Genomic DNA, 15,288 nt, shown 5'->3' with positions numbered 1-15,288 from the left:
CTGCGAACACCCCGTGACATCGCCGGACGCGTTCCGTATAACCCGCGCGAAATTCACATAACGGAAAGACCCTCATGACCACACTCGTTTTCGGCCACAAATCGCCCGATACCGACAGCACCGGATCGCCGATCATCTGGGCCTGGTATCTGAACGAGGTCAAAGGCATCCCCGCCGAGGCGATGCTCTTGGGCGAACCGAATACCGAGGCCGAGTTCGTCCTGATGCGCTGGGCCGTGCCGACGCCGCGCATCATCGGGGATGTTGCGCCGGGCCAGCCCTGCGTCATCGTCGACACCAACAACCCGGCCGAGCTGCCCGCCGGCATCCACGCCGCCGACATCCGCCAGATCATCGACCATCACAAGCTGGCCGGCGGGCTGGAAACCCGCGCCCCGATCGACATCACCATGCGCCCGCTGGCCTGCACCGCGACCATCCTCTACGACCTGATGGGCGACGATACCGCGAAGATGCCCGACCATATCCGCGCGCTGATGCTGTCGTGCATCCTGTCGGACACGCTGGAATTCCGCTCGCCTACCACCACCGCGCATGACCGCGACGTGGCCACCGACCTGGCGCATGAACTGGGCATTTCGATCCCCGACTATGCCGCCGAGATGTTCGCGGCCAAGTCCGATGTGTCGGCCTATTCGGACGCCGAATTGCTGCGCATGGATTCCAAGGCCTACGACGTTGCCGGCAAGTCCATGCGCATCTCGGTGCTGGAAACCACCTCGCCCGAGGTTCTGCTGGAGCGCAAGCCGGGCCTGATGGCGGCGATGGAGGAGGTTGCGCGCGAGGACGGCGTCGACCAGGTGCTGCTGTTCGTGATCGACATCCTGAACGAAGAGGCCACCCTTCTGGTGCCCAACGACCTGGTGCGCGAGCTTGCCGAAAAGAGCTTCGCGGTGCGGGTCGAGGGCGACACGGTGCTGCTGCCGGGCGTTGTCAGCCGCAAGAAACAGATCATCCCGAACCTGCCGCTCTGAGCAGCAAAGGTTCCAATCCGACAACGAAACGCCCCGCCGGATCGCTCTGGCGGGGCGTTTTCGTCGGAAAAATCCTATTCCGGCGCGACCGGCTGATAGCCTTGGCGGGCCACGATCTCGATCATCCCGCCAGCGGCGGAAATCACCTTGTTTGGGATCATCCGCGACAGATACATGCCCGCCGCCTGGGTGCGCGAGCCTGAGCGGCAGACCAGCACCACGTCGCGTCCGTCGGCGATGTCGCCCTCGATCTCGCGGACGAAGGCGTTGGGGTCGTGGAACGGGATCAGCCGCGCGCCCTCGATCACCCCGGTCTGATACCATTCCGGCGGTGTGCGGATATCGACCACCAGCGCCCCCGAGGCGCGCATCTCGTCGACCGACATGATCTTGTGTTCGTAACCGCCGCTCATCGCGCCGCCCCCTTTTTCGCCCACGCTATCGCCGCCGCGCCCCGCGTCAACCCGGCGTCACCGGCTGGTAGCCCGCCGCCAGCACCCGCCGCATCCCGCCCTCGACCGAGATGATGCGGTTCGGGATGCGCCCGGCCAGCGCCTCGGCCGCCGCCCGCGTGCGGTTGCCCGAGCGGCAGATCAAGACCAGGTCGCGGCCATCGGCGATCTCTGGCCCGACCCGGGCGAGAAAGCTGTCCACCCCTGCAAAGGTTTCCAACACGGCACCGTCGATCACCCCGGTCTCGGCCCATTCCGGCGGCGTGCGGATATCGACCACCAGCGCCCCCGAGGCGCGCATGTCCTCGACGCTCATCGCCAGGTGCTCGTATCCCTCCGGCCCCGGCCCGGTCGTCGCCACCGCGATCCCGGCCACCGCCAGCGCCCCGATGCCGGCCATCATGAAGCCGCGTCTGTTCAGCATGTTCATCGACTCACTCCGCCAGTCATATTCATTTTTCCTGATATGATACCCGGTGACGCGCTGCCAAGCCCCAAACCGCTTGCACCGCGCGCGCGGGCGGGGGACAACCCTGCGACACGTTTGCACACAGGAGCCGCCATGCCCCGGATCATCGAAAGCCTCGCCGAGATTTCCCAAGGTTACGACGCGCTGTTCTGCGATCTCTGGGGCTGCGTGCATGACGGCGTGCGCCCCTTCCCCGCCGCCATCGAGGCGCTGCGGGCGTTTCGCGCCCAGGGCGGCGCGGTCGTGCTGATGACCAACGCGCCGCGCCTCCGCGCCAGCGTCGCGCGCCATCTCGACAAGATGGGCCTGCCCACGGACACCTGGGACACCATCGCCAGCTCCGGCGATTCCGCGCGCGCGGCGATGTTTCAGGGCGTGGTCGGGCAAAAGGTCTTTTTCATGGGCGAGGGCCACGACCGCAGTTTCTTCGACCCGATGCACCTGATCGACGACCCGGTCGAGATCGAGGTCGTCCCGCTGGACGAGGCCGAGGGCATCGTCTGCTGCGGCCCGTTCGACCCCCATGCCGACCCCGCCGTTCTGCGGCCCGAACTGCTCTATGCCAAGACCAAGGGGATGAAACTGCTCTGCGCCAACCCCGATATCGTGGTCGACCGTGGCGACACCCGCGAATGGTGCGCCGGGGCGATCGCGCGGCTATACACCGAGATGGGCGGCGTGAGCCTCTATTTCGGCAAGCCGCACCCGCCGATCTACGACCTGGGGCGGCGTCGTCTGGCAGAGCTTGGCAAGCCGGTGGAGGCGTCGCGCATCCTTGCGGTCGGTGACGGCATCCACACCGACATCCAGGGCGCGCAGGGCGAGGATATCGATTCGCTGTTCATCACCGGCGGGCTGGCGGCGGCGGAAACGCGGACCGACACCCAGCCCGACCCGGAGGCGCTGGAGGCCTTCGTCACGCGCGAGATGATCACGCCGACCTATGCGATGGGCTTTCTGCGCTGAGGCGCAATCCGAAAACCGGGGCCGGTTTCCGATGTGGATCGCGCGCTTGAACCGGACGATTTCCGGGGTTGATTTCTGCACCTGCAAAGTAATATTGTTGCTTTGAAAGCGCCTTTGACGCGCGGATATTACACAGACACCCTCAGGAGGATCTGATGTTGGACAACCTGCCCCGCGGCACGATCGTCATCGAGGATCTCGAGATCGGCATGATGCGGCATCTGACGAAACAGATCACCGACCGCGATATCGAGCTGTTCGCCGAGGTCTCGACCGACCGCAACCCGGTGCATCTGGACGATGCCTATGCGCAGGACACGATCTTCGAGGGCCGCATCGCCCACGGCATGCTGACGGCGGGCCTGATCTCGGCGGTGATCGGCGAGCAACTGCCGGGCCACGGCACGGTCTACCTCGGCCAGAGCCTCAAGTTCCTCGCCCCGGTGCGCCCCGGCGACGTGGTGCGCGCCGAGGTCACGGTGATGGAAATCGACTATTCGCGCCGCCGGGTGCAGCTCAAGACCGAGTGCCTGATCGAGGGCAAGCCGGTGTTGAAGGGCGAGGCCACCGTGCTGGCGCCTTCGGCCAAGTTCGACTGAGGTTTCCCGCGCTTCGCGCCCGACCCATGCGAGGGGCCAGCCCCTCGCGCTCCCTGAGTGACCGGGCCAAAGGCCCGGTTGCGAACCCGGCAGGCGGTCCCGCACGGGACCGCCGAGAGGGCAGAGTATTTTTCCAAGATGAAGGGCAGCGCGCGCTGCCTTTCGCCGCCGTTAACCGTTTCGTGGCAATCTGCCCCCTCGGATCCGTGCGGGACCTGACACCCCCCGCGACACAGCACGAGGTTTCACGGGGCCCCGCGAGGGGCGGCGATGAACCTGCGCAGACAGGCCGGGAAACCGGCCGCAGTCCGGGGCCTTCACCCCCGCCTGGCACGACCGATGTGCGCCCTGGCGGCGCCGCCATTCTCATAGATCGCCCGGCACGGGCGGCCCCTTCCCCCGCCACCGGACCGGTGCCAGCGGGGCGTTCGGGCTTGCACGCGCGCAGGCGGGCGGATAACTCCCGCACATGAGGATCATTCGGGATTTCCAGTTCATTGATGAGGGCGACCGGGGGGCCTCGGTCGCGATCGGCAATTTCGACGGGGTGCATCTCGGCCACCAATACGTGATCGACATCGCTAGGGCCGAGGCCGTCAAGATCGCAGCCCCCCTGGGCGTGGTGACCTTCGAGCCGCATCCGCGCGAATACTTCGCCCCCAAGGCGCCGCCGTTCCGGCTGATGAACGCCGAAGGCCGGGCGCACCGGCTGGACTGGCTGGGGGTCGAGAAGCTTTATGAACTCAGCTTCAACGACACCCTGTCGGCCAAGACGCCCGAGGCCTTTGCGCGCGACGTGATCGTGGAGGGGCTGGGGCTGAAGCACGTCGTGGTGGGCGAGGATTTCCATTTCGGCAAGGACCGCGCGGGCAATCCCGGCACGCTCACCGACCTGGGCGAGAAACTGGGTTTCGGGGTCACGGTCGCGCCCTTGATGCACCACACCGGCGAAGAGGTCAGCTCGACCGCGATCCGCGCCGCGTTGTCAGAGGGACGCCCGCGCGATGCCGCCCGGATGCTGGGGCATTGGCACCGGATCGACGGCAAGGTGATCCGCGGCGACCAGCGCGGCCGCGACCTGGGCTATCCCACCGCCAACATGTCGATCCGCGGCCTGCATCCGCCGAAATTCGGCGTCTATGCGGTGCGCGTCGACGTGCTGACCGGGCCGCATGCCGGCACCTATGGCGGCGCGGCCTCGATGGGGGTGCGCCCGATGTTCGGCGAGAACCTTCCCAACCTCGAAAGCTACCTGTTCGATTTCACCGGCGACATCTACGACGCGCATGTTTCGGTGGCGCTGATCGAGTATCTGCGCCCGGAAGAGGTGTTTTCCAGCGTTGACGCGCTGATCGCCCAGATGGGCGCCGATTGCGCGCGGGCGCGGGACATCCTGGCGGCGTTGTGATGGGGGCGCACGGCAAACCCCGACTTCGCAGCCGGTTCTGGACCCTGCCGCTGCCCGACCTCAACCCCGAGGAATGGGAGGCGCTGTGCGACGGCTGCGGCAAGTGCTGTCTCAACAAGCTCGAGGACGAGGAGACCGGCGCGGTCGCCTTCACCCGCATCGCCTGCCGGCTGTTCGACGACGCCACCTGCCGCTGCGCGCAATACGACATCCGCCTGCAATTCGTCCCCGAATGCATCGTGCTGACCCCCGAGAGCATCGGTGAGGTTGCCTATTTCATGCCCGCGACCTGCGCCTACCGGCTGCGTCACGAAGGCAAGCCGCTGCCCGACTGGCACCCGCTCATCACCGGCGATCCTGACAGCACGCACAAGGCGGGCATGTCGATGAAGGGCCGAACCCTGCCCGAGTTCGAGGTGCCGGAAGAGGAATGGGAAGATCACGTGATCGAAGAGGAGTTCTAGATGTTTTTCGCCTCGGACAATTCCGGCCCGGTTCATCCCAGGGTGATGGCCGCGCTGGCCCGCGCCAACGAAGGCTATGCCATGCCCTACGGGGCCGACGCGATCATGGACGCGGTGCGCGCGCAGATCCGCGAGATCTTCGAGGCGCCCGAGGCTGCGGTCTATCTGGTGGCGACCGGCACGGCGGCCAATTCGCTGGCGCTGGCCACGCTGGCGCAGCCCTACCAGACGATTTTCTGCACCCCCGAGGCGCATATCAACCAGGACGAATGCAACGCGCCCGAGTTCTACACCGGCGGCGCCAAGCTGACGCTGGTGCCGTCGCAGGCGGGGCGGATGACGCCCGAGACCCTGCGCGCCCGGATCGCGGGCGAGGAAAGCCGTGGCGTGCACGGGCCGCAGCGCGGGCCGGTCTCGATCACCAACGTGACCGAGCTGGGCACGGTCTATGCGGTCGACGAGATCGCGGCCCTTGCCGGTGTGGCGCGCGATTTCGGCCTGCCGGTGCATCTGGACGGGGCGCGGTTCGCCAACGCGGTCGCCGCCACCGGGGCGACGCCCGCCGAGATGACGTGGAAGGCGGGCGTCGAGGCGCTCAGCTTCGGCGGCACCAAGAACGGGCTGATGGGGGTCGAGGCGGTGGTGCTGTTCGACCCCGCCCGCGCCTGGGAATTCGAGCTTCGGCGCAAGCGCGGCGCGCATCTGTTCTCCAAGCACCGCTATCTTTCGGCGCAGATGCTGGCCTATCTCGAGGACGGGCTGTGGCTGGAGCTTGCCGCCGCCGCCAATGCCGCCAACGCGCGCCTCGCGCATGGGCTGAACCGGGGCGGTGCGGTGCGCTATCTCTACGACCCCGCCGCCAACATGAGCTTTGCCGCCTTCCCGCGCGCCGCCCACCAGCGGCTGCACGAGGCGGGGGCGCAGTATTACGTCTGGGAGGGCAGCCTCGAGGGCGACGACCCCGACGAACCCCTGACCGCGCGCATGGTCTGCGACTGGTCGGCCGCCGACGAGGCGATCGACCGTTTTACCGACATCGTGCAGGGCTGACGGCGCGCGGTCAGGACGCGCGCCGGGACATCAGCAACTCGGCCTCGCGGTAATGCTCGACAAGGCGCAGGTCTTTGGCCGCGCCCTCGTCGAGGATTACGCTCACGTCGCGGTGGTATTGCAGCGCGCTGCCCGGGCAGAAGGCGGTCACCGGCCCTTCGACGACCTCGGCCACCGCCTCGGCCTTGGCCGCGCCCAGCGCCAGCAGAACGATGGAACGCGCCCGCATGATCGTGGCGATGCCCATCGTGATGGCCGATTGCGGCGGCACCTCGCCGGGGCGGAAGAACCGCGCGTTGGCGTCGCGGGTGCGCCGCGTCAGGGTCTTTTCCCGGGTCAGCGACCCCAGCGACGAGCCGGGTTCGTTGAAGCCGATATGGCCGTTGTGGCCAAGCCCGAGAAGCTGAAGATCGACCGGGCCGTGTTGTTCGAGCCGGGCCTCGAAGATCGCGGCCGCCTCGGCCGGGTCGCAATCGCCGCAGGGCAGAAAGCGGCGATCTGCCGGGATGTCCACGTGGTCGAAGAAATGCCGGCGCATGTAGCTGTGGTAGCTCTGCGGATGGGCGGGGTCGAGGCCGACGTATTCATCGAGGTTGAAGCTGGTCACACCGGCAAAGCCAAGCCCGGCGCGATGCGCCTCGATCAGGCCGCGGTAAACCGGCTCCATGGTGCCGCCGGTGGCCAGGCCCAGCACCGCGCGGGGGTTCTCGCGCACCGTCCGGGCAATGCGCGCCACCACGCGCGCCGTCGCCTGTTCCGGGGTGGCGCAGACACAGACGCGCATGAAGGCTCAGGCCAGCCGGTCGAGGCGCGACAGGTCGAAGTTGCGCGCGAAGGCGGCGCCATCCTTGCCGAACAGATGCGCGTCGGCGGGGGCGAAGCTGGCCGCGACCTGCTGGCCCGGGCGCACCTCGGCAAAGCCGTCGCCGACCACGCAAAGCGGGGTGCCGTCCGGGGCGATGGCATAGATCACCGTCTGGTTGCCCAGCCGCTCGACCACTTCGGGCACCAGTTTCAGCCCGGCGGCATCGTCGCCGCCGATGCGCAGGGCATCGGGACGGATGCCCAGTTCCAGCTTGTCGCCGGGGCGCGCATCGCCGCAATCGACCGCGACCACCGCCTCGGAACCGTCCGCGAAGGTCACGCGGACCCCCTCGGGGTCGGCGGATTTGCAGGTGACGGGCAGGAAATTCATGTTCGGGTTGCCGATGAAGCCCGCGACGAACCGGTTGTTGGGCTTGTGATACAGTTCCAGCGGCGAGCCGACCTGCTCGATCCGCCCGTCGCGCAGCACCACGATCTTGTCGGCCATGGTCATGGCCTCGATCTGGTCGTGGGTGACGTAGATCATGGTGTTGCCCAGCTTTGAGTGCAGGCGCGAAAGCTCGACCCGCATCTCGGCCCGCAGCGCCGCGTCGAGGTTCGAGAGCGGCTCGTCGAACAGGAACACCGAGGGTTCGCGCACGATGGCACGCCCGATGGCGACGCGCTGGCGCTGGCCGCCGGACAACTCGCCGGGGCGATGCTTGAGCCGGTCGGTCAGCTTCAGCACCTCGGCGGCGCGGTTGACCAGCCGGTCGACTTCGGGCTGCTTTTCGCGCGCGACCCGCAGCGGAAAGGCGATGTTCTCGTAGACCGACATATGCGGATAGAGCGCATAGGACTGGAACACCATCGAGATGCCGCGCTTGACCGGGGCCAGGTTGTTGACCACCTTGCCGTCGATCTCGATCGTGCCCGAGGTGATTTCCTCCAGCCCCGCGATCATCCGCAGCATGGTGGATTTGCCGCAGCCCGACGGGCCGACGAACACGGTGAACTCGCCGTCCACGATCTCGAGGTCGGTCGGCTTGATGACCTCGGCGGAGCCGAAGCTCTTGCTGACGCCGCTCAGAATAAGATGGCCCATCTGTCTGCCTATCGGTTCGGGAGTGTCCCCCGGCCCGAAGGCCGGGGGCTGTCAGACCTCACTCTTCCGCGAGATCGGTGATTTCCTCGTCGGCCTTGGCCGCCGCTTCGGCAGGCGTCGCCTCGCCGAGGATCACGCTCTGGATCGCCTCGTTGATGGCGTCCTGCATCGCGACGTAGTCGATCACCGACGGCTCGGGCCCGCCCGAGGGGATGGCGTCGATGAACACCGCCCAGGTCGGATCGGCCGCGACCAGTTCGTCCGATTTCGCGGTCTTGCGGATCGGGGTCCAGCCGCCGGCTTCGTCGAACAGCGCCTGGCGCTCAACCGCGGTCAGGTAGGTGACCAGGTCGGCCGCCGCGTCCTCGACGCCGGAGCCTTCGAACACCACCAGGCTGTCGGTGATCAGCAGCGTCGAGTTCTTGCCCGACGGGCCGGCCGGGATCGGCACCAGGCCGTAATCGACCTCGCCCACCGTCTCGCGGCCCCAACCACCGTTCACATACATCGCCACCCGACCCTCGCCAAACAGCGGCTCGAGCTCGGCGCGGTCATAGGCGACCGGGCCTTCTTCCATGTAGGGCACGAGATCCTTGTAGAATTGCAGGGTCTCGATCACCTCGGGGCTGTCGAACACGACCTCGCCGTCATCGGTGATGACCTGGCCGTTGTTGGAATACATCCAGTTGAGGAAGCCGTGCATGGTGTTGTCGAAGCTGGCCGCCGGAATGCCGATGCCGCGGGCATCGGTGTTTTCCGTCACCGCCTTGGCCGCCATCATCACATCGTCCCAGGTCTGCGGCCCGTTGGGCAGATCGACGCCGGCCTCGGCGAACAGGCCCTTGTTGTAGAACAGCGCCTTGGTCGAGAAGGCCCGCGGCAGGCCCCAGACCTTGCCGTCGAAGCGCACCGTGCCCAGCACCGATTCCTCGTAGCTGGCAAGCTCATCCTCGCTGAGGTCGAAGGGGCGGATCATCTCGGAATCGGCCAGTTGCTTGAGCACCCGGCTGCCCATGTAGGAGATCGCCGGCGGGTTGCCCGCGGCGGCAAGGGTGATCGCCTTTTCCTGGCACTGGCCCCAGCCGACATATTCCTGCTCGACCGTGAAGCCGGGATTTTCGGCCAGCCATGCGTCGATGTGCTCTTTCTGGACCGCGGCCTCGCCGCCGCCGCCATCGCCGCAGTTGATGATCTGGATCGTCTCTTGCGCCGACGCGGCGCCCGCCAGCGCAAATACTGCGGCGGTAGAGGCGAGGATGGACTTGATCGTCATGGATCTCTCCCTGAAATTGGACCGTTTCATTCTTTCACCGCGCCGGCGGTCAACCCGGCGACGATGTATCTTTGCAGGAACACGTAGACCATGAGCACCGGCAGGATGCCGACAAGGCTCGCGGCCATCAGTTCGTTCCAGAGCACCCGTTCGCGTCCGAAGAACTGGTAGAGGCCGACCGGCAGCGGGTGATAATCGGTCACCGAGTTGAAGGTCAGCGCGAACAGGAACTGCTGGGCATAGGCAGCGATGAATGTGGCGATGGTCACCACCATGATTCCCGGCAGCGCCACCGGCAGGATCACCCGGCGCAGCGTGTAGAGCCGCGAGGCGCCGTCGACATAGGCGGCATCCTCAAGCTCGCGCGGGATGCGCAGGAAATAGCTGCGCATCAGGAAAATGCCGGTCGGCACCGAGAAGGCCGCGCCCGGGATGATCATCGCCCAGTAGGTGTTGAGGATGCCGAGCGAGAACATCAGCTTGTAGAGCGGGATGATCAGCACCGCCGCGCCGACCATGTTGACGGCAAGGAAGGCGACCAGAAAGCCGTCGCGGAACCGGTAGTTGAACCGCGCGAAGGAATAGGCCGCCGGGATGATGCACGCCAGCGCCAGCGCCGTCACCGCGCAGGAGATGAAGAACGAGTTGAGGATGTAGCGCCCGAGTTTCGGCACCGAGGTCCACATGTCGATATAGGGCTGGATCGTCATGTTGTCGGTGAAGAACCGGTAGGGCACGCGGAACACCGAGTCGATCGGGCGGAGCGAGACCATCAGCGCCTCGGCGAAGGGCGCGAGGATGAAGGTCAGGAACAACGCCATGCCGGTGTAGGTGATCACCAGCTCCCACCATTTGTATTTGCTGATCATTGTGCGCCTCCCCGCCGGCCGGTCCGCGACAGAAGCGCCAGGTAGGCGCCGGCGAAGGCCGTCAGGCAGACCAGGATCATCACCGCCCTGGCCGCGCCCTCGCCAAAGCGAAAGCGGGTGATGGCGGTCTTGTAGGTGTCGATGATCATCGTGGTGGTCGCGCCGCGCGGCCCGCCCTCGGTCAGGATCCAGATGATGTCGAAGCTGTTGAAGGTCCAGATCGCCGACAACAGCGCCATGGTGAAGATCGACGGCGCGATCAGCGGCAGGGTGATGCGGCGGAACCGGTAGGCGCGCGAGGCGCCGTCGGTCCAGGCGGCTTCGTAAAGCTCGGTCGGGATCGACTGCATCGAGGCCAGCAGGTAGAGCGCCACCAGCGGCGTTCCGATCCACACGTCGGTCACGATGGTCGCCATGAAGGCGGCGTTGGGATAGGCGAGAAACTCGAACGGGCCGTCGAGCAGGCCGATGCTCTGCGCGACCCCCGAGATCATGCCGAACTGGCCGTTGTAGAGCCACGACCACATGAACACGCCGATGGCGATCGGCACGATCCAGGGCGGCATTACCAGCACGCGAAACAGCGCGCGCCCCGGCACGGCGGCATTCAGAAGCACCGCGCCGATGGTGCCCATCACGATCTTCAGCGTCACGCCCAGGAACATCCACAGGAAGGTGCGCTGGATCACCTCCCAGAAGTCGTCCTCAAAGATCTCGACGAAGTTTTCGAAGCCGACGTATTTCTCGACCGGACGCAGCGAAGCGTTGGTGAAGGACAGCCGGAAGGTCTCGATCAGCGGCCAGGCGACGATCGCCAGTGTCAGGAACGCCGCCGGAAGCAGCAGCAGATACGGGAACGGATCGCCGCGACGGTTCATCCGCGCCCCTCCAGGCAGGCGTCGAATTCCTCCCAGACCGGGCCGAGGTCGACGACCTGCCGGGTCTCGCGGGCCTGGTCCATCGCCATCGCCGTCACCCCCGCCTCGAGCGCGTCGCGCACCGACAGGGGCAGGTTGGGCAGATCGCCGCGCAGATGCGCCATCACGTCGGCGGCCATCTGGGCATCGGCGCCGTAATGGCCCTTGTTGGCCCCGGTGCCGATGGCGTCGGTATCGACCGGGCGCGAGCTGTCGTCGGACAGGGTGACGCGGAAGGTGTTGCGGATGAAATCGCCTTCGGCCATGCCGTCGGTTCCGATCACGCAGAAGCGGCGATACTCGTCGGGGACGTTGAGGTTGGTGTGAAACGCCATCGTCGCGCCGTTGGCGTATTCGACCAGCGCGGTCTGAAAGTCGACGATGTCCCCCGCGCCGGAAAAGGCGTCGTCGATGCCGTTCCAGCGCGGGGCCATGATGGAGAGATAGCCGGGCCGCTTGGCCGGCCGCCGCTCCGGGAGGAACTTCTTGCGCCCGCCGAAACTGGCGACGCGCATCGGGCGCGCACCGACCACGCCCTGGTAGAGGTCGATGTCATGGCAGCATTTCTCAAGCATGAAGCCCCCCGACAACGCCGAATCGCGGCGCCAGTCGCGCACGAAGAAACTGCCGTGGTACGGGCCGATATGCTCGCTCGCCTCGATCGACATGATCTCGCCGATCTGGCCGTCGGCCTGGGCCTTGCGCAGCGCGCGGTAAAGCGGCGAGTAGCGCAGGACCAGCCCCACGGTCATCCGCCGCTCGCCGTCGTGGCGGGCCATCAGCCGGGCCAGCTCCATGGTCTGCTCGATCGAGATCACCACCGGCTTTTCGGTGAAGATATGTGGCACCGGGCTTTGCAGCGCCAGCCGCAGGTGGTCGAGATGCAGGTAGTTGGGCGAGCCGATCATCAGGAGGTCGAAGTCATGCGCCGCCAGCATCTCGGCCGGGTCTTCGTAAAACGCGGGGGCGGCGCCGAGGTCGGACAACACTTCCATACGGTCCCGGCTGGTGTCGGCGACCGCGACGAATTCGGCCTCCGGCTCGGCGGCCAGGAAATCCTTGGCGATGGATGCGATGCGGGCCCCGAGGCCGATGATGCCGATCTTCATGTGTCCTGTGCCTCCAGTTTCGCGGCCTGTGTCGCGGCGCGTCCGAGCGCGGCAACACGGTCTGAATCGGTCCGGCGGCTGGCGCCGAATTGAAAGGGGTCGTCCGCCGCCTCGACCGTGCCGCAGGAGGCATGCAGCGCATCCACCCCTGCCGCGATCAGCCCGGCGGCGTTGCCGGCATTGACGCCGCTGCCGGCCATGATCTCGATCCGTCCGGCGGCGGCCTCACAAAGCCGGGCGATCATCCCGGCGCCTTCGGGCGCGGTGGGCTTGCCGCCCGAGGTCAGGATGCGGCCGATGCCCAGTTCCACGGCGGTCTCGAGGGCGGCCAGCGGATCGGGGGTCAGGTCGAAGACCCGGTGCAGGGTGACGTGAAGCGGCCCCGAGGCCTCGACCAGCCGGGCCAGCGCATCGGTGTCGAGCCTGCCATCGGCCCCGGCCACGCCGATCACAACGCCCGCCAGCCCGGCCTCGCGCACCGCGCGGATATCGGCCAGCATGGCGCGCAGATCCGCGGCATCGGCCCGGAAATCGCCGGCCCGCGGGCGGATCATCGCATGTGAGGGAATGGTGGCCTGTGCCGCCGCTTCGATCAGCCCCGGCCCCGGGGTCAGACCGCCAAGACCGAGGCCCGCGCAAAGTTCGATCCGGTCGGCCCCGCCCTGCCGTGCAGCGGCGATTCCGTCCGGCGTGTCCACGCAGATTTCGATCTGAATCCGGTCCATCAAATCTTTCAGCTTGCTCAAATCAGGACATCAAAACAGCGAATTTCTAAGCTCACGTCAACAATTTTCTTTGCTGGGCTAAATTATCGGCTGGTAATGATTTTGTTTGACAAAGAAGTGCTGCTTCGGTTGTTTACTTGGGAATCACTCGTTTCGGGAAGGTCCTCATGCCCCATTCCGCGCAAGAGACAGACCTGATGCTGGCGATCGAACAGGAGCGGCCGGGCCTGTCGCGCAAGATGCAGGCGATCGCCGGCTATGCGCTGGAGAACACCGAAAGCTTCGTGCGCAACACCAGCCGCGAGATCTGCGCCGAGCTTGGCACCTCCGAGCCGACCCTGATCAAGTTCTGCCAGCATTTCGGCTTTGCCGGTCTGTCGGATTTCCGCATCGCGCTGGCGCTGAGCTATGCCAATGTCGCACGCGGCAGCCTGGTCGAGCCGCTGGCCCATGACCGTCGCAACGTCAACATGCGGCAAAAACAGATCATCGCGGAGCGTGCGGTCAAGCTGGTCGCCGACTCGCGCAGTCTTCTGATCGACAACGGCTCGACCGCCGAGTTGTTCGCGGCGGCGCTCAGGGATGCGCCGCCCAAGACGATCATGACGACCGGCCTCAACACCGCCCAGATCGCGCTGTCGCATGGCCAGCACGAGGTTTTGCTGACAGGCGGGCGCATCCGGCCCAACGCGCTGGCGCTGACCGGGCGCGTGGTCGAGACGGTGCTGGCTTCGCTTCGGTTCGACACCTTCGTGATGGGCGCCGACTGCGTCGATCCCGACCTCGGCCTGTCGACCTTCCGCGAGGACGAGGCGCATATCACCCGCGCCATGCTCGACGCCGCCAACCGGGTGATCGTGCTGGCCGATTGCAGCAAGCTGATGAAACCCAGCCTGCACCAGATCTGCGGCCTCGACCGCGTCGACTACCTGGTCACCGACCTGGAGCCGGACGACCCGTTGATCGCCCGGTTCGAGGCGCATGGTGTGCGGGTGCTGACCGCGGAAGCCGAAAAGGAACTGACCTGATGCCGCCGACCGGCACCGCCACCTGGCGCGAGATCATGGCACAGCCCGGGATATGGGAAGACTGGGCGCCGGTGTTGCTGGATCTGTCGGCCGACATTCGCAGCTGGATCGCCGCGCGCGGCCCCGGCGAGGTCTGGCTGTCGGGCGCGGGCACCTCGGCCTTCATCGGCGAGACACTAGCCGCGGGCACCCGGCTCAGGCCGGTGGCGACCACCGATATCGTGGCCTGCCCGCAGGACCATCTGGGCACCGAGGGGCATGTGCTGTCGGTGCAGTTCGGCCGCTCGGGCAACAGCTCGGAATCGGTCGGCCTGATCGACCTGCTCGACACGCACCGGCCCGATTTCGACCGGCTGCACATCACCTGCAACCCCGAGGGCACGCTGGCCGCACGCGGCCATCCCGGGCCGGGCGCGCAACGGGTGATCGCCCTGCCCGAAGCGACCCACGACCGCGGGTTCGCGATGACCTCGTCCTACAGCACGATGCTTCTGACCGCCGCCGCCTGCCTGACCGACTTCGACGCCGCCGCGCTGCCGGCGCTGGCCGCCGAGGCGCGCGGCTTTCTCGGGCGCTTTCCCGCCGCCGCCCCGCCCCGCCCGGCGCGGGCGGTGTTTCTCGGCTCGGGCGCGCTCAAGGCGGTGGCGCGCGAATCGGCGCTCAAGGTGCTGGAGCTGACCGCCGGGCAGACGGTGACGCAATGGGACAGCCCGCTGGGCTATCGCCACGGCCCCAAGGCGGCGGTGGACGAGACCACGCATGTCTTCGTGCTGTTGCATCCCGACGCCCACACCCGGCGCTATGACCTCGACGTGGCCGCCGAGATCGCCCGGCAGTTCCCGAGCATCCCGGTCACCACCATCGGACGCGGCGGCGATATCGCCTTTGAGGGCAGCGGCAACGCCCATGCCGACGCGGTGCTGCATGTGCTTCCGGCGCAGATCTGCGCGGCGATGTGGTCGGACGAGCTGGGGCTCACGGTCGACGACCCGTTCCAGGGCCGGAACCTGAGCCGCGTGGTCTCGGGTGTCACGCTTTACGATTATGCGGGGTGA

The 15,288-nt window shown here is 66.9% G+C and carries 17 protein-coding genes; 8 read left to right on the top strand and 9 right to left on the bottom strand.

The window, feature by feature from the left end; all coding sequences use genetic code 11:
- Positions 1–74 precede the first annotated feature (74 nt).
- Positions 75–995: a manganese-dependent inorganic pyrophosphatase gene (locus FVF75_RS06720; RefSeq protein WP_148377167.1), complete on the top strand. Its 921-nt coding sequence runs from the start codon at positions 75–77 to the stop codon at positions 993–995.
- Positions 996–1,069: 74 nt separating this feature from the next.
- On the opposite strand, the gene FVF75_RS06715 is transcribed toward FVF75_RS06720, so the two are convergent.
- The gene (locus tag FVF75_RS06715) at positions 1,070–1,408 is read right to left on the bottom strand and encodes a rhodanese-like domain-containing protein (protein ID WP_148377166.1); all 339 of its coding nucleotides are present in this window, start codon (positions 1,406–1,408) and stop codon (positions 1,070–1,072) included.
- A 46-nt stretch (positions 1,409–1,454) separates the two neighbouring features.
- A complete protein-coding gene (locus FVF75_RS06710) occupies positions 1,455–1,877 on the bottom strand; it encodes a rhodanese-like domain-containing protein (RefSeq protein WP_187392995.1) in 423 nt (140 codons plus the stop codon).
- Positions 1,878–2,009: 132 nt separating this feature from the next.
- Between FVF75_RS06710 and FVF75_RS06705 the strand changes: the two genes are divergently transcribed.
- From FVF75_RS06705 to FVF75_RS06685, 5 genes are all read left to right on the top strand, one after another.
- Entirely contained in the window at positions 2,010–2,882 is an 873-nt protein-coding gene (locus tag FVF75_RS06705; RefSeq protein ID WP_148377164.1) for a TIGR01459 family HAD-type hydrolase, read from the top strand.
- A 155-nt stretch (positions 2,883–3,037) separates the two neighbouring features.
- Complete coding sequence (locus FVF75_RS06700; RefSeq protein WP_148377163.1) at positions 3,038–3,481, top strand: MaoC family dehydratase; 444 nt, start codon at positions 3,038–3,040, stop codon at positions 3,479–3,481.
- 469 nt (positions 3,482–3,950) lie between these two features.
- Entirely contained in the window at positions 3,951–4,889 is a 939-nt protein-coding gene (locus FVF75_RS06695) for a bifunctional riboflavin kinase/FAD synthetase (RefSeq protein ID WP_148377162.1), read from the top strand.
- On the top strand, positions 4,889–5,353 hold the full coding sequence (locus tag FVF75_RS06690) for a YcgN family cysteine cluster protein (protein WP_148377161.1): 465 nt from the start codon (positions 4,889–4,891) through the stop codon (positions 5,351–5,353). Before FVF75_RS06695 ends, FVF75_RS06690 begins: the two co-directional genes overlap by 1 nt.
- The gene (locus FVF75_RS06685; protein WP_148377160.1) at positions 5,354–6,403 is read left to right on the top strand and encodes a threonine aldolase family protein; all 1,050 of its coding nucleotides are present in this window, start codon (positions 5,354–5,356) and stop codon (positions 6,401–6,403) included. It begins immediately after the preceding gene.
- A 10-nt stretch (positions 6,404–6,413) separates the two neighbouring features.
- Here the strand turns inward: FVF75_RS06685 and nagB are convergent, their stop codons facing one another.
- The 7 genes from nagB to FVF75_RS06650 are packed head-to-tail and all read right to left on the bottom strand — an operon-like array spanning position 6,414 to position 13,205.
- Positions 6,414–7,187 (bottom strand): glucosamine-6-phosphate deaminase, encoded by a 774-nt coding sequence (gene nagB / locus FVF75_RS06680; protein WP_148377159.1) that lies wholly within the window; start codon positions 7,185–7,187, stop codon positions 6,414–6,416.
- Positions 7,188–7,193: 6 nt separating this feature from the next.
- Positions 7,194–8,312: an ABC transporter ATP-binding protein gene (locus tag FVF75_RS06675; protein ID WP_148377158.1), complete on the bottom strand. Its 1,119-nt coding sequence runs from the start codon at positions 8,310–8,312 to the stop codon at positions 7,194–7,196.
- Positions 8,313–8,370: 58 nt separating this feature from the next.
- Positions 8,371–9,585, bottom strand: coding sequence for an ABC transporter substrate-binding protein (locus FVF75_RS06670; protein WP_148377157.1), 1,215 nt, complete (start codon positions 9,583–9,585; stop codon positions 8,371–8,373).
- A gap of 26 nt (positions 9,586–9,611) precedes the next feature.
- Positions 9,612–10,454, bottom strand: a complete 843-nt coding sequence (locus tag FVF75_RS06665) for a carbohydrate ABC transporter permease (protein WP_148377156.1) — start codon at positions 10,452–10,454, stop codon at positions 9,612–9,614.
- The gene (locus FVF75_RS06660) at positions 10,451–11,332 is read right to left on the bottom strand and encodes a carbohydrate ABC transporter permease (protein WP_148377155.1); all 882 of its coding nucleotides are present in this window, start codon (positions 11,330–11,332) and stop codon (positions 10,451–10,453) included. The genes FVF75_RS06665 and FVF75_RS06660 overlap by 4 nt, the downstream gene beginning before the upstream one ends.
- Complete coding sequence (locus FVF75_RS06655) at positions 11,329–12,480, bottom strand: Gfo/Idh/MocA family protein (protein WP_148377154.1); 1,152 nt, start codon at positions 12,478–12,480, stop codon at positions 11,329–11,331. The genes FVF75_RS06660 and FVF75_RS06655 overlap by 4 nt, the downstream gene beginning before the upstream one ends.
- Positions 12,477–13,205, bottom strand: coding sequence for a copper homeostasis protein CutC (locus FVF75_RS06650; RefSeq protein ID WP_148377153.1), 729 nt, complete (start codon positions 13,203–13,205; stop codon positions 12,477–12,479). Before FVF75_RS06650 ends, FVF75_RS06655 begins: the two co-directional genes overlap by 4 nt.
- Before the next feature lie 167 nt (positions 13,206–13,372).
- On the opposite strand from FVF75_RS06650, the gene FVF75_RS06645 reads away from it, so the two are divergent.
- Together FVF75_RS06645 and FVF75_RS06640 are read left to right on the top strand one after the other, a co-directional pair.
- Positions 13,373–14,233, top strand: coding sequence for a DeoR/GlpR family DNA-binding transcription regulator (locus FVF75_RS06645; RefSeq protein WP_148377152.1), 861 nt, complete (start codon positions 13,373–13,375; stop codon positions 14,231–14,233).
- A complete protein-coding gene (locus FVF75_RS06640) occupies positions 14,233–15,288 on the top strand; it encodes an SIS domain-containing protein (protein WP_148377151.1) in 1,056 nt (351 codons plus the stop codon). Before FVF75_RS06645 ends, FVF75_RS06640 begins: the two co-directional genes overlap by 1 nt.

Origin of the sequence: Maritimibacter fusiformis, from assembly GCF_008086115.1 — a bacterium.
Lineage (GTDB): Bacteria > Pseudomonadota > Alphaproteobacteria > Rhodobacterales > Rhodobacteraceae > Muriiphilus > Muriiphilus fusiformis.
This window is presented reverse-complemented; position numbering and strand designations above follow the sequence as displayed.

Coding starts and splice junctions, on each gene's coding strand:
- FVF75_RS06720 (WP_148377167.1), top strand. CDS start 75: ATGACCACACTCGTTTTCGGCCACAAATCGCCCGATACCGACAGCACC.
- FVF75_RS06715 (WP_148377166.1), bottom strand. CDS start 1,408: ATGAGCGGCGGTTACGAACACAAGATCATGTCGGTCGACGAGATGCGC.
- FVF75_RS06710 (WP_187392995.1), bottom strand. CDS start 1,877: ATGAACATGCTGAACAGACGCGGCTTCATGATGGCCGGCATCGGGGCG.
- FVF75_RS06705 (WP_148377164.1), top strand. CDS start 2,010: ATGCCCCGGATCATCGAAAGCCTCGCCGAGATTTCCCAAGGTTACGAC.
- FVF75_RS06700 (WP_148377163.1), top strand. CDS start 3,038: ATGTTGGACAACCTGCCCCGCGGCACGATCGTCATCGAGGATCTCGAG.
- FVF75_RS06695 (WP_148377162.1), top strand. CDS start 3,951: ATGAGGATCATTCGGGATTTCCAGTTCATTGATGAGGGCGACCGGGGG.
- FVF75_RS06690 (WP_148377161.1), top strand. CDS start 4,889: ATGGGGGCGCACGGCAAACCCCGACTTCGCAGCCGGTTCTGGACCCTG.
- FVF75_RS06685 (WP_148377160.1), top strand. CDS start 5,354: ATGTTTTTCGCCTCGGACAATTCCGGCCCGGTTCATCCCAGGGTGATG.
- nagB (WP_148377159.1), bottom strand. CDS start 7,187: ATGCGCGTCTGTGTCTGCGCCACCCCGGAACAGGCGACGGCGCGCGTG.
- FVF75_RS06675 (WP_148377158.1), bottom strand. CDS start 8,312: ATGGGCCATCTTATTCTGAGCGGCGTCAGCAAGAGCTTCGGCTCCGCC.
- FVF75_RS06670 (WP_148377157.1), bottom strand. CDS start 9,585: ATGACGATCAAGTCCATCCTCGCCTCTACCGCCGCAGTATTTGCGCTG.
- FVF75_RS06665 (WP_148377156.1), bottom strand. CDS start 10,454: ATGATCAGCAAATACAAATGGTGGGAGCTGGTGATCACCTACACCGGC.
- FVF75_RS06660 (WP_148377155.1), bottom strand. CDS start 11,332: ATGAACCGTCGCGGCGATCCGTTCCCGTATCTGCTGCTGCTTCCGGCG.
- FVF75_RS06655 (WP_148377154.1), bottom strand. CDS start 12,480: ATGAAGATCGGCATCATCGGCCTCGGGGCCCGCATCGCATCCATCGCC.
- FVF75_RS06650 (WP_148377153.1), bottom strand. CDS start 13,205: ATGGACCGGATTCAGATCGAAATCTGCGTGGACACGCCGGACGGAATC.
- FVF75_RS06645 (WP_148377152.1), top strand. CDS start 13,373: ATGCCCCATTCCGCGCAAGAGACAGACCTGATGCTGGCGATCGAACAG.
- FVF75_RS06640 (WP_148377151.1), top strand. CDS start 14,233: ATGCCGCCGACCGGCACCGCCACCTGGCGCGAGATCATGGCACAGCCC.